We start from the raw sequence: 13,071 nt of genomic DNA, 5'->3' as shown, positions 1-13,071 counted from the left end.
CCCTGACGACGATGCGATTCCTGCGCTCCGTTACCTTTGTGACGTTGCTGCTGGTGGGCAGCGCGCGTGCAGACGACATTGCCTTCGAGCGAGCGGATCAGCTGCGCGCCGCCTATTTGTTCAACTTTCTGAAGTTCGTCGAACTGCCGCACGCCAGCGCGGCGGCAATCCACGTTTGTTTCATCGGCGCGCGCGGCGTGCAGCACGCACTGACCACATCCACCGTCGATAAGAGAATCGGCATGCGGTCCATCGCCACCGCCGAGCTGCCTGCGAGCGGCAGCTGGTCGGGCTGCGATGTCGTTTATCTGGACGCCGCGCAAGACGTGCGCACCGCCCTCGCCTCCGCCGCTGGCAATGACGCGCTGACCGTGAGCGAGGCCAGCGACTTCACCGAGTGCGGCGGCATCATTCGCTTGTTTACCGAAGACAACCGCCTGCGCTTCGCTATCGACGTCGGCAACGCTCGTCGCGCCGGCTTGAAGATCAGCTCCGACCTGCTCCGCCTGGCATCGCGCGTCGAGCAATAGCTCAACGAATCTTCTTTTCGATCTTGCGCGCCAGCTCGGCAAGATCCGCGCTCTCGTCGATGGAAATATCGATCGGCGCTTCCGTCGCCGGCTTGGATGTTGGACGCCCGACGGCTGGCGGAGGCGGCGCGGCGTGTGCCTGCACTTCCAGCGGCGGGCTCGCACTCTGTCGCGACGGCATCACCCAATCCCGCTTCTGTTCCATCCAGCGGCGATAGCGGTCGAAGCTCCACATGCCGTCCTCGCCGCCCGACTGAATCACCGTGGCCAGCTGACTGAAGGAGCCACTGCGGATCGTGCCTTTGGCGTTGGAGTTGGCCATCAGCACTTCGCAAAGCGGCACCCGCAGCTGGTAATCCTGCAGATACTCCAGGCGTTGGCAAACCACTGCAACCAGACAGTCCGCGACTTGCGCGCGAACGCTGCCCTGAATCTCGGACGCGAATGACATACACAGACGATTCAGCGCTTCGGCGCAGGTCGACGAGTGCATCGTCGCGAGCACCAGGTGACCGGTCTCCGCCGCGTTCAGAGTGAGCCTCATCGCCTCGGGCGTGCGCATCTCGCCGATGACGAGCACATCCGGATTCTCTCGAAGCGCATCGATGATCGCTTGCTCGTAGCTGGGCGAATGCGTCGGCACTTCGCGCTGCCGGATGAACGAGCGATGGTTGGTGTACAGATATTCGATGGGACTTTCGATGGTGATGATGTTCTTGGCGCGAGAGGCATTGATCTCCTCGATCATGGCCGCCAGCGTCGTGGACTTGCCGCAGCCGGTCGGCCCCGAGACAATGACCAGGCCGGTCTGCGCTTCGGTGAGCCTGCTCAGGTCCGGATGCAGATTGCAGCTGTGCAACGTGTTGGTCGACGCCGCAAGCAGCCGCACCGCCAGCGCCGCACCCCGGATGGTCTGAAACAAATTGACCCGACAGCGCGTGCCGGCAACGTTGATCGATAAATCCGCCGAGCCTCGCGCGCGGAAGTGCTCCCACTGTTCGTTGTTGAGCAACTCCCTGCCCATCTCGGCCACTCGCGCCGCCGGCAGCGCTTCACTGACCGTAGACAACTCTCCTCGGACGCGCACCACCACGGGTGTCCCCGCCTGCAAATGCACGTCGCTCGCCCCGAGCGCTCGCGCCTTCAACACCCACTCTGCCAACATCATGGTCGTGTCACTTGCGTTTGTAGGCGCCATCGAACGCCGTCGTCCACCCTCCCTGGCTGTCGGTCGATTGCCAATGCTGTCGGACGGTGCCATCGGCGTTCGGCGTCCAGGTGATCCGATGTTTGGTCACTTCACCCTTGGCGCCGATCGATTGCCCTTCGAGCACCATAGCCTCGCCGCGCAGACCGCCTTCGAGCAGCAACAAGGCCCCGTCGCTATCGACCCAGCTCTGATGCCACACTTTACGCCCGGCATCGTAAACATTCAGGCTTTCGCCGCGATAACCCAGGGGCGTCGAATAGCGTTCGTGCAGTACGCAGCCGCCGTATTCGCTTTTGATGCTATTCGTGCCGGCGAGCTTGCCGTCGGGGCTGTAAACATTCCATTCGCCGAGCCAGAAATCGAACTGCCGATGCTCGGCCGCGGTGCAACTCCCTTCATCCGCTGCGTCCGCAGGCGCGATCGCGATACACGCCGCGATCAGGAAACCTTTGAAGATGCGCCACTGCATCGACATAGACACCTCAATGCTGCTCGATCTCCGCCAAGCCGCTGCCGCCTGGGCTGGTCGGATTGAGCCGCGCCAGGATACGGCGCACCAGCACTTTGTAGTTCGCCTGGCCAGCGTAAGTGTTCGCCAGCAGAATTACACCCGTTTTACGCGTGCCGTCGAACTCGTAGGAAGTCACGAAGCCCTCCGGAAATGCGCCGCCATGACCGATTGCAGCGAGTTTTCCGTCGGGGTCGCGGACGGCGGCGAAGCCGACGCCATCGCCGTATTGCAGATTCGCACTCGACGGCACGAGCATTCGATACGACGCCTGCAGCATCTCGTTGCTGAGTACCTTCTCGTACCCGCCGAGCATCTGAAAGCGCATCAGCTTGGCAAGATCACCCACATCCGTCAGCAGGCCCGCGGCGGGCAATAACAAATCCTTGCTTGGATTGACCCAGGGCATCTGGCCGCGTGAATCGGCCTTGTTCAGAGCATAGCCACGCGCCACATGGGGCTGCATGTCGGCAGGGATCGAGAACCCAGAGCGCCGCATCCCGAGCGGTTCCAATATTTCGGTACGCGCGTAGTCGGCGAACGGCCGCTTCGCCGCGCGACTCAACGCGAGGCCGAGAATGGCATAGCCGGCATTCGAATAACGATTCACCGTGCCGGGCTCGTATTGATATTTAAAAGAGGGAATGACGACGGCAATCGCCTCTTCCCAAGTGGTCGCGGCATTGAACGCCGCCCTCCTGTCCTCCGGAATGGAGATGCCCACTTGCACACCGGCCGTCATGGTCGCGAGCTGCATCAGTGATACCGGCGGCGCCCACGGATACGCGTTCTGCATCTGGCGCATTTCCGGAACGTACTTCTCCGCCGGATCGGCGAGATGAACGCTGCCTCGCTCCACCAACTGCAGCAGCATGATCCCCGTCAGCATCTTCGTCACTGAGGCAATCGGATAGATCGACTCACGTGTCGCCGGGCGCTGCTCCGCCTCGTCGGTAAAGCCGATGCTGTGAGTCCACACCAGCTCGCCCTGCTCGACGACGCCAACCGTCAACCCACCTCGCCCATCCCTGGCGAACTCCTGCTCCAGCAGCTCGCGCACTTCATCGAAGTCGCCTCGTGAAGACTCGGAGCTGTATGCAATCGACGCTGCGAACAACAGCACGATCGCTATGAACCAGGTGGGTCGAGTGTCCATGGAGACCGATAATGAGAGCGGAGTGGTCGATTGTAGCGCCCTGAAGGCCGTATCATCCGCCGCGTCCCTCAGCGAGGAGAAGCTGAATGAAGTGTCCGGTATGCAAGACGCCCGAGCTGCGCCCCACGTTGATCGAAGAGCTGCTGCCAGCGATGGGTTGCGAGCAATGCAAAGGATCGCTGGTTGGATTGCTCTACTACCGGCACTGGGCCGAACATCACAAGCCGCCTTCGGATGCGAACGGCCCGGCGACCGTCTCCGAGTTGCCGGCGGACTCGGTCAACGCCCTGCGCTGCTCGAAATGTGAGCGCATCATGAACAAGTATCGTCTCACCGGGACTGTCGCCAACCGCCTGGATCTCTGCTCGGTTTGCGACGAAGCCTGGCTCGACGGCGGCGAATGGCAGTTGCTGGAACAGCTGCAGCTCAGCGACAAGCTGCCCTCTGTATTCTCGGACGCCTGGCAACGCAAGATTCGCACGGAGAGCAGCGAACGCTTGCGCCAGGAAGTCCTGCGCCGGGACATCGGCGCCGACGATGCGGGCAAGGTCGAAACGATTCGCACGTGGCTCAGCGGACATCCTGCGAAGAGCAGAATCCTCACTTATCTCTATCGCGACTAGTTCGAAACAGCGACTCGGACATCCTGCTGACCGACATGGATGTCGGAAATGCAGGTGTTGCACGGAGCATTCACCTGCCACTCGCGCTGTGGCGCAGAGGGAAAAGGCGCGACTTTTCCCCTGCGCTCGCCGCCCATGGCGGCGGGCACATTGCTCTGCGCAGTCCTGCTTCGAGCAAGCCCAGGGTGTACATCCATGTACACCCGCTCGGCGGAGCGAAGCCGTGCTTCGCTGAAAGGCACCGCCGAGCCCCTGTGCCTGGGGTGGCACTCGCTCTGGGCCGGGCTGGACATCGGCGGCGCTTAAGGCAATGCTGGCGGCATCTTCCGGTCCGAGGATGGCGCTATGACCGCCGCTGCCCGACCCCAGTTCATCGTGCCCACCGAAGCTCCGGCAGTCGGCCTGCCGGCCTGGATTTACAGCGATCCCGACTTCTTCGAACTGGAGAAGCGCACGATCTTTCGCACCAGCTGGCAGCTGGTGTGTCACGGCAGCGATATGCCGAACCCCGGCGACTATCACTGCTTCGACATGCTCGGCGAATCCATCGTCTCCGTGCGCGGCCGCGACGGTGAGATCCGGAGCTTTCACAACGTGTGCCGTCACCGCGCCTCGCGTCTGGTCGACGGTCCGAAAGGCCACTGCGGTGGACGCATCACCTGTCCTTATCACGCCTGGACCTACTCGCTGGACGGCCGGCTGATCGGCGTGCCGCATCGAGAAACATTTCGCGATCTGAAGCCGGAGCTGCACGGGCTCGTGCCGCTCGAACAGGAAATCTTCATGGGCTTCATTTTCGTCCGCCTGGAGCCGGGCCTGCCGAGCGTGCGAGAGATGCTGGCGCCGTACACCCACGAACTGGCGGCGTATCGACTCGAAGAACTGGTGCCTCAAGGACGCGTCACTCTCCGCCCGCGCACCGTCAATTGGAAGAATGTCGCGGACAACTATTCCGACGGCATGCACATCGATGTCGCGCACCCCGGCTTGTCGAGATTGTTCGGCAACAGCTATGGCATCGAGGCTCGGGATTGGGTCGACAAGATGTGGGGCGTCCTGCAGGACAAGCCGAGCAGCAACTGGTCGGAGCGCCGCTATCAACAGCTGCTGCCTGCGGTCGAACACCTGCCGCCCGACCGGCAACGGCTCTGGACCTACTTCAAGCTCTGGCCCAACGTCGCGCTCGACATCTATCCCGATCAGATCGACTTCATGCAATTCATTCCCGTCTCTCCCACAGAGACCATGATTCGCGAGATCGCCTACGTCCATCCTGACAACCGCCGTGAAATGCGCGCCGCGCGTTATTTGAACTGGCGCATCAACAGGCAGGTGAACAAGGAAGACACAACGCTGATCGCGCGCGTTCAATCCGGCATGAGCTCGAGCAGTTACACGGTCGGCCCGCTGAGCGAAAATGAAGTGTGCCTGCGCAGCTTCACGCGTCGGATGCACGAGATGATTCCGGAGAGCCGCAGTGCCCGCAAAGTCTGATGTCCTGATCGTCGGCGGCGGCCACAACGGTCTGGTCTGCGCAGCGTATCTCGCCGCGGCCGGATTGAAGGTCACCGTGCTCGAGCGCCGCCATGTCGTCGGCGGGGCTGCCGTGACCGAAGAATTTCATCCAGGCTTCCGCAATTCGGTCGCCTCCTACACGGTTTCTTTGCTCAACCCGAAGGTCATTCGGGACCTGGACCTGCACACGCACGGCTTGCGTGTGGTCGAGCGCGAAGTCTCGAATTTCCTTCCTACAGAGGATGGCCGCTACCTGGCGACCGGCGGCGATCGAACGCGGCGCGAAGTCGCGAAGTTCTCGCAGAAGGACGCCGAGCGCCTCGATGCCTACGGCGAACGGCTGGACATCATCGCGGATCTGTTACGCGATCTGGTTTTGCAAACACCGCCCAATGTCGTGGATGGTGGCTGGCGCGCGGCGCTGCCCGAGCTCGTGCATGCGGCCGGGCTCGGCAAACGTTTCAGCAAGCTCGACATGACGATGCGACAGGAACTGCTCAGCCTGTTCGTCACTTCAGCCGGCGATTATCTCGACGGCTGGTTCGAAAGCGCGCCGATCAAGGCCGTCTACGGTTTCGACGGCGTCGTGGGCAATTACGCGAGCCCCTACTCGCCTGGCTCGGCCTACGTGCTATTGCACCACGTCTTTGGCGAAGTGAACGGCAAGAAAGGCGCTTGGGGTCATGCCATCGGCGGCATGGGCGCGATCACACAGGCGATGGCGAAATCTGCTGCGAGCCGCGGCGTGGACATTCGAGTCGACGCGGGCGTGCGCGAGATCATCGTGGAGAACGGCAAGGCTATCGGCGCCGTCACCGAATCGGGCGAAACGTTTCACGCTGCCGCCGTCGTCTCGAACTTGAATCCCAAGCTGCTGTACACCCGCTTGATCGATGCAGCTGCACTGCCTGCGCCGTTCCGACAGCGCATCGATCAATGGCGCTGTGGCTCGGGCACTTTTCGCATGAACGTCGCGCTCTCCGAACTGCCTGACTTCACCTGCCTGCCTGGCAAACAGCGCGCTCCTCATCACACGGCGGGCATCATCATCGCGCCGACGCTCGGTTATATGGAACGCGCTTACTTCGACGCGCGCACGCACGGCTGGTCGAAACAGCCCATCGTCGAGATCCTCATTCCGTCGACACTCGATAGCAGCCTCGCGCCTCCTGGCCAGCACGTCGCGAGCATGTTCTGCCAGCACGTCGCGCCGAGCTTGCCGAACGGCGAATCGTGGGACACCCATAGAGAGACGGTCGCAGATCTGATGATCGAGACGGTCAACGCGTTCGCGCCGAACTTCAAAGCATCCGTGCTCGGCCGTCAGATCAACAGCCCGCTGGATCTGGAAAGAACCTTCGGCCTGATCGGCGGCGACATCTTCCACGGCCAACTGAGCCTCGACCAGATGTTCTCCGCCCGCCCCATGCTCGGCCACGGCAACTACCGCGGCCCCCTCGCTGGCTTATATATGTGCGGCTCCGGCACCCACCCCGGCGGCGGCGTCACCGGCGCGCCGGGACACAACGCCGCGCATGAAATCATCAACGACTTCCGTCGCAAGGTGGTGCGGCGGATGACTTGATCACGAGGCCAGTTTCAGCCCCAGGATGCCGGCCACAATGAGGGCGACACAAGCCAGTCGTGCCGGAGTCATCGCTTCGCCGAACAACACGATGCCCAGCAGTACAGTGCCGACGGCGCCAATGCCAGTCCAAACCGCGTAGGCAGTACCGACCGGCAGTGAACGCATCGCCCAGCTCAGCAGTGCGACGCTGACAATCATTGAAACGGCCGTGCCGATGCTCGGCCACAGGCGAGTGAAGCCGTCGGTGTATTTCAAGCCGATGGCCCAGCCGATCTCGAACAGACCCGCGATTAGAAGTAATACCCAAGCCATGGTGCCTCCGGGGTGCGCATTCGCGCTGTTAGAGGGGTCGTCCCCGGAAGGTGAAAGCGCGGTAGGGTCGTCCCTACCGGCATATCGATTAGACCGCCGTTGATCAGCGAGTTCCCGTCATTCGCACGGGCTCGCGACCCTGTCCGGCGTTTTCGTGCACGAGTGGCGCACGCTTCACCGCGCACAGCAATTCGTAAGGACTACGACCGGCGCTCTTCGCGACAGCAGCCACCGGAACTCGCGGACCCCACAACTCGACCGAGCTGCCGACGCCGGCATTCGGCAAGTTCGTGAGATCGACGGTCAACATATCCATCGAGACTCGACCGATCAGCGTCGTCGCCTGCCCATCGACAGCGATCGGTGTGCCCGTCGCAGCGGTCTGCGGATAACCATCGGCATAACCCGCGCATACCAGTCCGACACGCGTGCGCTCCGAAGCAACGAACGTCGCGCCATATCCCAACGACTCGCCCGCCTCGAGCGTACGCACATTGAACACCCGGCTTTCGAACGTCATGACGGGCTGCAACTCGGGCACTTCGCGTCCATGCGTCGTCGCGCCGTACAGCATCAGCCCCGGCCGCGCCCAATCGCTCCGTGCGGACGGCCAAGCCAGCAAACCCGCTGAGTTACACAAGCTCCGCTCGCCTCTCAACGTCGCAGTCGCCGCGCCGAACGCTTCGATCTGTTGAGCCGTCATGGACTCGCTCAACTCATCGGCGCGCGCGAAGTGAGTCATCAACGTGATCGAGCTCACCTTGCCCGTGCTCTGCAATCGCTGGTAGGCGTTGGCGGCATCGGAAGCACGGAATCCCGCGCGGCTCATGCCCGTGTCGATCTTCAACCAGACGTTGAAGCGCGCCCCCGTCCTGCTCTCTTCGATCAGGCGGATCTGCTCCTCCTGGTGCACGACCACCCACAGATCGAGCTCGTTGGCGAGCTTCAGCTCGGATGCGTTGAAACAACCTTCCAGCACGAGGATGGGATTGCGAACACCCCCCTCGCGCAGTACGCATGCCTCATCGAGGAACGCAACGGCGAAGCCATCCGCGAGCGACGCCAGCGAATGGGCCGACGCGAGCGCGCCATGGCCATAAGCGTCGGCCTTGAGCACGGCCAGCGCACGACCGCCGTGCACGCCGCGTGCGTAGAGATAGTTGTTTCGAAGCGCCGCTAGATCGATTCGAACACTGGTCGGACGCGTCACGCCGTCTCCTCGCCAGTGACCAGACGGGGCCGCGGCGCGCTCACCTTCTGATAGCGCGAAACATCCAGGCCGTCGGTGCGAATCTCGGGGCGATAGCCCGTCACGAGATCGGCGATGAGCTGTCCCGAGCCGCACGCCATCGTCCAGCCGAGCGTGCCGTGACCGGTGTTGATGAACAGATTGCGGTACTCGCTCGCACCGACAATCGGCGTGCTATCCGGCGTCATCGGCCGCAGGCCCGTCCAGAACTGACCCTGCTTCAAATCGCCAGCGCCCGCATACAAATCGTTGACGACCAGCTCGAGCGTCTGGCGACGCTGCGGCAGCAACTCATGATCGAAGCCCGACAGCTCGGCCATGCCACCGACGCGAATGCGATCGTCGAAGCGCGTGACCGCAACCTTGTAAGTCTCATCGAGCACCGTCGACACCGGCGCCGACGACTCGTTCACGATGGGCAGCGTCAGCGAATAGCCCTTCACCGGATACACCGGCAGATCGATACCGAGCGGCAATGCCAGTGCGCGCGAGTAGCTGCCGCACGCCAGAACATAAGCATCGGCAGTGATTCGCTCTTCCCCGATGCGAACGCCAGCGATACGTCCACCGCTGGTGTCGATGGCAGTAACGTGCTGACCGAGGCGGAACGTAACGCCCAGCTTCTCCGCGGCATCGGCAAGGCGCTTGGTGAACAGGTTGCAATCGCCCGTTTCGTCATTGGGCAAACGCAGTCCGCCGGTGAGCTTGCCCTTCACGTGCGCGAGCGCAGGCTCAGCGGATGACAGCTGGTGCTCTTCAAGAAGTTCGTAAGGAACATTGCAACGCTCGAGCACGCGAATGTCCTGACGTGCCGACTCGAACTGCTTGCGGGTACGGAACAACTGCAGCGTGCCGCCGGTGCGTTGTTCGTATTGAATGCCGGTCTCGACGCGCAGGGCGCGCAGACAGTCGCGGCTGTATTCGGCGAGGCGGAGCATGCGCTCCTTATTAATTAATGTCGTAACGCTCGGGCGAGCAGTTGACGAGCATCTGCGCCATCCACTTCAGCTGGTGCAGGCTGCCGTCGAGGCTGATCGACAGCGGCGCGTGCTTCTGGAACATCCACTTGAGCGCCTTGAGCGGGATGCCGGGCGCCGCCCACGGCGTGGAATAGCCGGGCGAGACCTGGCCGGCGTTCGCGAAGCTGGTCTCCGCGGCCACCGCAGTCTGCCGATCGATCACTGTAACCTCGGCGCCTCGCCGCGCGAGATACCACGCGCTGGCTACGCCGATGACGCCACCACCCAGAACCACTACTCGCATGAGCACTCCGAAGGGCACTGAAGCGTCAGTAATTCTATGTAGACCCCGGCAGCGACTTCCTTCGAAGTAGCGCGTTTCTCAGCGGTTTCCCCTGCGCCAGCCTGACATAAGCCTCCGAATCCAGTGAAAAACACTGACCTCCACGTAAATGCCAGCCCAGAACACTGGCATCGAGCAAAACCTGAACGTAATCTACGGGTCCTGGACAGCCATCAATTACGGGTCCTGTACGGTGCTGGACAGCCATCGACCGTCCGGTCCACCGCCAGGAATCGATGGGTGTCCAACAACACCCCCTGATTTATGGGTGTCCACAACCACCCTGGATAGCCACCGCCGCCGCCATGCAGCAATTCGACCGTATCGACCGCAAGATCCTGGACATCCTTCAGCGCGATGGACGCATCTCCATCACCGACCTCGCCCAGCAGGTCGGCTTGTCCGCCACCCCCTGCGCCGATCGGGTCCGCCGGCTGGAGCGGACCGGCGTGATCACCGGCTACCACGCCCGCCTCTCGCCCCGGGAGGTCGGACGCAACTTGCTGGTGTTCCTGGAGATCAAGCTGGCGGTGAAATCGGACGAGGTGTTCGAGAAGATCAAGAACGAGCTGCACAACATTCCCGACGTGATGGAATGTCACCTGGTGTCCGGCGACTTCGACTATCTGATCAAAGCCCGCATCCCGGACATGCACAACTATCGCACGCTGCTCGGCGACATCCTGCAACGGCTGCCCTCTTCCGCCCAGTCGCGCAGCTACGTGGTGATGGAGGAAATCAAGGAGACGTTCTACTTGCAGGCGTGAGCGAATTCTTCGCGATCGCTCCGTTCTTGATGATGACGACCAGGTTCTTGGCCGGGTCCGCGATCAGCTCGATGTTCTCCAACGGATTGCCGTCCACCAGCAGCAAGTCCGCATACGCTCCCTCTTCCACCACGCCCAGCTTGCCGGGATACGGATTGCGCTTCCCCGACATCGTCAGCAACTGCGCGTTCGTGCTCGTCGCCATGATCAGCACTTCCGCGGGCGTGTACCAACGAACCATCCGGGTCAGCATCGCGTTCTGACCTTTGGCGAGGATGGGCGAAAACAGAATGTCGCTGCCCCACGCCGTCTTGATCTTGTACTTCTTCGCGAGCGCGTAGGCTCGGTCCGTCCCTGCGGTCACTTCCTTTTTTTTGGCCGCCTCCAGCGAGCCTTCGGGAAACTGATTCGCACCTTCCTCGACGACGAATGGCTGCAGGCTCCACCACACTTGCTTTTCGGCCATGAGCTTCGCGGTGGCTTCGTCGACCAGGTGGCCATGGTCGATGCACTTCACGCCTGCGTCGAGCGCAGCGCGAACTGCACGGGACGTGTAGGCATGAACGGCGACATACGTGCCCCAGTTCTCCGCAGCTTCCACGGCTGCTCGCAACTCGGGCAGCGTGAAAGTCGAAACGTCCAGCGGACTGTGAGGGGACGCGACGCCGCCGCCGGCAGTCAGCTTGATCTGCGATGCGCCTTGCATCAGTTGCTCACGCACCCGAATTCTCACTTCGTCCGGCGTGTCGGCGACTGCGCTAGCGCCAATCTGCTCCATCCGCGTCAATGGCCCACCGATGACGCGCGGGACTTCATACATCATCCTGAAATCACCGTGTCCACTCGTCACCGTGATCATCGCGCCCGAGGGATAAATGCGCGGGCCGGGAACGACACCTTCGTCAGTCGCCTGCTTCAACGAGAACGCCGACCCACCCATGTCGCGAACCGTCGTGAAGCCTCGCATCAGCGTTGCATTCGCCTGGGCCGCGGCAAGCAAGTTGAGATAGCCCACGTCGCTCATGAGCCCCACCAGCGGCGTCGTGGCCAGAAACATCGAGTGCCAATGCGCATCGATCAGGCCCGGCATGAGTACGCGACCGCCGCCATCGATGCGCATCACGCTGCCATCGGCCTCGGATATGGCCGTGCTGGAGATGCTCTTGATCAGCGGCCCGACGATCAACACGTTGGTCGGACTCGATACGCGCGGCGACTTGCCGTCGAACACACGAACGTTCTCCAACAGAATGCTCGAGGAAGCCTCAGCCGCCGCGTTACTTTGCCCCGCATAGGCCAGCAAGCTCAAACATGCGATGGAACACAACAGGCTGCACAGGCAACGTGTGGCGAGCTTCATCATAGTGCGGCCTTTGTGCTTTGTGGGGACACGGTGCGCAACGCTTCATCGAGCACATTCGCGACGCCGCCATTGCGCAAGATCTCCGAATGAGAAACGTCGAAGCCGTAGACGCGATAGGCTTGGTCTTGCGCCGTGCGGAATAGTTGACTGGCGACGCTGGTCACGGCGTCGCCCGACAAACCGAACGACGACCAGCTCTTGCGATAGGAAAACAACAAATAATGACGCGTCGAGGCAGGCAGGTCCCGCGTGGAGCCGACAGCGTCGACGAACAGCGAACTCAGATACGCACTGCCAGAGGCGATATCGCGCCATGAATCGATAACCACCGGCGACCAGCGAACGCCGACTGCCGCACTTGGCACGCCTCCCCAAGGAGCGGACATTGTGATCAACAGAGGAATGTCCACGCCCGCGTGCGAGGACGGATTCAAGACCAGCTCGCGCCCGATCAAACCGCCAATGCTGTGCCCGACGATGACCAGCGACCCGATGTCATAGCGACGGTGCAACTCACCGACGTCCTTGGCAAGATCGCGGCCGATGTTGTCCAGGCTGGCACCCGACGCATAGAAGAACACGCACGGTTGAAAACGATTGTGATCCAGATGTGCGATCAAGAATCTGAAATCGCGCGGCGAGCCGTTGATCCCGTGGATGAACAGCACGACCGTGCGCCCGGCAACGGGCGGCTCCAGACAGAAAATTCCGCCGTGAGCGGAACGGGAGAACTCGGCGGGCGACCACACTCCTTGCCGGATGTGAGCCGATGAGAAGCGCACATCCTCCAGGCCGGCGACAACGACGTGCTCGAGCGCGCCATCGTCGGCCAATGGCGTGAATGAGCATCCTGCCAGCAGCACCGTCAGCAACAACCAGAGCCTGCGGATCGAGAGTAGCGTCACGAAGCTACCTCAGTGCAAATCTCCTGCAGCGCCCAGTCGTAAC

At 62.2% G+C, this 13,071-nt stretch carries 12 protein-coding genes and 1 pseudogene; 5 read left to right on the top strand and 8 right to left on the bottom strand.

Annotated elements, in window-relative coordinates:
• Positions 1-11 precede the first annotated feature (11 nt).
• On the top strand, positions 12-530 hold the full coding sequence (locus EK373_RS18860) for a YfiR family protein (protein WP_129645258.1): 519 nt from the start codon (positions 12-14) through the stop codon (positions 528-530).
• 1 nt (position 531) lies between these two features.
• Here EK373_RS18860 and EK373_RS18855 read toward each other — a convergent pair whose 3' ends face one another.
• The 3 genes from EK373_RS18855 to EK373_RS18845 are packed head-to-tail and all read right to left on the bottom strand — an operon-like array spanning position 532 to position 3,404.
• Positions 532-1,698, bottom strand: a complete 1,167-nt coding sequence (locus EK373_RS18855) for a type IV pilus twitching motility protein PilT (protein WP_157994420.1) — start codon at positions 1,696-1,698, stop codon at positions 532-534.
• A 7-nt stretch (positions 1,699-1,705) separates the two neighbouring features.
• Complete coding sequence (locus EK373_RS18850; RefSeq protein WP_129645256.1) at positions 1,706-2,215, bottom strand: hypothetical protein; 510 nt, start codon at positions 2,213-2,215, stop codon at positions 1,706-1,708.
• A gap of 7 nt (positions 2,216-2,222) precedes the next feature.
• Positions 2,223-3,404, bottom strand: a complete 1,182-nt coding sequence (locus tag EK373_RS18845) for a serine hydrolase domain-containing protein (protein WP_129645255.1) — start codon at positions 3,402-3,404, stop codon at positions 2,223-2,225.
• 86 nt (positions 3,405-3,490) lie between these two features.
• Between EK373_RS18845 and EK373_RS18840 the strand changes: the two genes are divergently transcribed.
• The 3 genes from EK373_RS18840 to EK373_RS18830 all read left to right on the top strand — a co-directional run bounded on the left by EK373_RS18840 (position 3,491) and on the right by EK373_RS18830 (position 7,127).
• Positions 3,491-4,027, top strand: a complete 537-nt coding sequence (locus tag EK373_RS18840) for a TFIIB-type zinc ribbon-containing protein (RefSeq protein ID WP_129645254.1) — start codon at positions 3,491-3,493, stop codon at positions 4,025-4,027.
• Positions 4,028-4,372: 345 nt separating this feature from the next.
• Positions 4,373-5,521, top strand: a complete 1,149-nt coding sequence (locus EK373_RS18835) for an aromatic ring-hydroxylating oxygenase subunit alpha (protein WP_129645253.1) — start codon at positions 4,373-4,375, stop codon at positions 5,519-5,521.
• Complete coding sequence (locus EK373_RS18830) at positions 5,505-7,127, top strand: phytoene desaturase family protein (protein ID WP_129645252.1); 1,623 nt, start codon at positions 5,505-5,507, stop codon at positions 7,125-7,127. The genes EK373_RS18835 and EK373_RS18830 overlap by 17 nt, the downstream gene beginning before the upstream one ends.
• On the opposite strand, the gene sugE is transcribed toward EK373_RS18830, so the two are convergent.
• The 3 genes and pseudogenes from sugE to EK373_RS18815 all read right to left on the bottom strand — a co-directional run bounded on the left by sugE (position 7,128) and on the right by EK373_RS18815 (position 9,954).
• Positions 7,128-7,442: a quaternary ammonium compound efflux SMR transporter SugE gene (gene sugE / locus EK373_RS18825; RefSeq protein WP_129645251.1), complete on the bottom strand. Its 315-nt coding sequence runs from the start codon at positions 7,440-7,442 to the stop codon at positions 7,128-7,130. It lies immediately after the preceding gene.
• 103 nt (positions 7,443-7,545) lie between these two features.
• A complete protein-coding gene (gene alr / locus EK373_RS18820; RefSeq protein WP_129645250.1) occupies positions 7,546-8,652 on the bottom strand; it encodes an alanine racemase in 1,107 nt (368 codons plus the stop codon).
• A pseudogene (locus EK373_RS18815) lies at positions 8,649-9,954 on the bottom strand (D-amino acid dehydrogenase). The gene alr and the pseudogene EK373_RS18815 overlap by 4 nt, the downstream one beginning before the upstream one ends.
• A gap of 344 nt (positions 9,955-10,298) precedes the next feature.
• Here EK373_RS18815 and EK373_RS18810 point away from each other — a divergent pair.
• Complete coding sequence (locus tag EK373_RS18810) at positions 10,299-10,760, top strand: winged helix-turn-helix transcriptional regulator (RefSeq protein WP_129645249.1); 462 nt, start codon at positions 10,299-10,301, stop codon at positions 10,758-10,760.
• Here the strand turns inward: EK373_RS18810 and EK373_RS18805 are convergent.
• Positions 10,732-12,123 carry a metal-dependent hydrolase family protein gene (locus tag EK373_RS18805; protein WP_129645248.1) on the bottom strand — a complete coding sequence of 464 codons (1,392 nt, stop codon included), beginning with the start codon at positions 12,121-12,123 and terminating at the stop codon, positions 10,732-10,734. The two genes, EK373_RS18810 and EK373_RS18805, sit on opposite strands and share 29 nt — an antisense overlap.
• The gene (locus EK373_RS18800) at positions 12,120-13,028 is read right to left on the bottom strand and encodes an esterase/lipase family protein (RefSeq protein WP_129645247.1); all 909 of its coding nucleotides are present in this window, start codon (positions 13,026-13,028) and stop codon (positions 12,120-12,122) included. The genes EK373_RS18805 and EK373_RS18800 overlap by 4 nt, the downstream gene beginning before the upstream one ends.
• Positions 13,029-13,071 lie beyond the last annotated feature (43 nt).

This window comes from Peristeroidobacter agariperforans, assembly GCF_004138335.1.
Classification (GTDB): domain Bacteria; phylum Pseudomonadota; class Gammaproteobacteria; order Steroidobacterales; family Steroidobacteraceae; genus Steroidobacter; species Steroidobacter agariperforans.
The sequence above is the reverse complement of the archived record's forward strand: the minus strand, read 5'-3'. Positions and strand labels throughout refer to the sequence as shown.

Excerpts from the sequence above, each read along its gene's own strand:
- EK373_RS18860 (WP_129645258.1), top strand. The coding sequence starts at position 12 with ATGCGATTCCTGCGCTCCGTTACCTTTGTGACGTTGCTGCTGGTGGGC.
- EK373_RS18855 (WP_157994420.1), bottom strand. The coding sequence starts at position 1,698 with ATGATGTTGGCAGAGTGGGTGTTGAAGGCGCGAGCGCTCGGGGCGAGC.
- EK373_RS18850 (WP_129645256.1), bottom strand. The coding sequence starts at position 2,215 with ATGTCGATGCAGTGGCGCATCTTCAAAGGTTTCCTGATCGCGGCGTGT.
- EK373_RS18845 (WP_129645255.1), bottom strand. The coding sequence starts at position 3,404 with ATGGACACTCGACCCACCTGGTTCATAGCGATCGTGCTGTTGTTCGCA.
- EK373_RS18840 (WP_129645254.1), top strand. The coding sequence starts at position 3,491 with ATGAAGTGTCCGGTATGCAAGACGCCCGAGCTGCGCCCCACGTTGATC.
- EK373_RS18835 (WP_129645253.1), top strand. The coding sequence starts at position 4,373 with ATGACCGCCGCTGCCCGACCCCAGTTCATCGTGCCCACCGAAGCTCCG.
- sugE (WP_129645251.1), bottom strand. The coding sequence starts at position 7,442 with ATGGCTTGGGTATTACTTCTAATCGCGGGTCTGTTCGAGATCGGCTGG.
- EK373_RS18810 (WP_129645249.1), top strand. The coding sequence starts at position 10,299 with ATGCAGCAATTCGACCGTATCGACCGCAAGATCCTGGACATCCTTCAG.
- EK373_RS18805 (WP_129645248.1), bottom strand. The coding sequence starts at position 12,123 with ATGATGAAGCTCGCCACACGTTGCCTGTGCAGCCTGTTGTGTTCCATC.